Here is a 766-nt window from a genome sequence, read left to right on the forward strand (position 1 = left end):
AAGCCACTTCTTAACAATGGCTTCTTTAAACTCTTTTGAATAATGCTTCACTCATATTCTCTTACCGCCTCCTATTCAATTATTAAAAATTAACAGAGGCGACAACTATCCTGACACAGGGGGATAGTCATCATCTCCACTCTGCGAGTGCACTTCAGCGTACCGACTTCGTGCGCTTTGTAGAGCGAGGCTTATTGTCCGGTGGGATGATTGGGCTGTTTTTTTAGTCCCCTTTACTTATATCGAGGAGTTTAGCTTCAATGCATGGCTAGTGATCGCGATCTTTAGCATGTTCTTTGGTGCGTGGTTTGGCGGTGTTGGTGGGCTCAATACTGAACACTACAAGATCCAGAAGTTTCACGAACAAATTATTGAAGGTCAGCACTTGATCTTAGTGGATGTTAACACGAAGGATGAACAACGCATAAAGTGCATTATGGAAATAAGGCACCCCGAGGCGGTACTTCAAGGTTCTAGCTCGACTATTACTAATCCGTTTTCCAAGGATGATGCTGAACACATCAGCGCAAAGTCTTAGGGCTGCGCATTAAGGTGATAAAAGCTTAGATTATCGCCTTAATGCATTATTTGCAGTTCACAAAGTGTTCATGTCGAAATCTGTCAAAGCAAAAATTTCAAGGACTTCATAGGTATTCTTGTCGAGCTTTGCCAAACCAAAGCCTGATTTCCCAATTATGCGGATATAGAAGTATTTGCCTGTATCAAACTCTTGATCCTTATAAATCTTCTTAAGGTAGACTTCTTC

General features: G+C 41.5%; 1 protein-coding gene. It reads left to right on the forward strand.

What is annotated here, in order from left to right:
- Positions 1-271 precede the first annotated feature (271 nt).
- Entirely contained in the window at positions 272-538 is a 267-nt protein-coding gene (locus A3729_RS05295; RefSeq protein ID WP_068633325.1) for a hypothetical protein, read from the forward strand.
- Positions 539-766: the final 228 nt, after the last annotated feature.

Source organism: Oleiphilus sp. HI0043, from assembly GCF_001634935.1.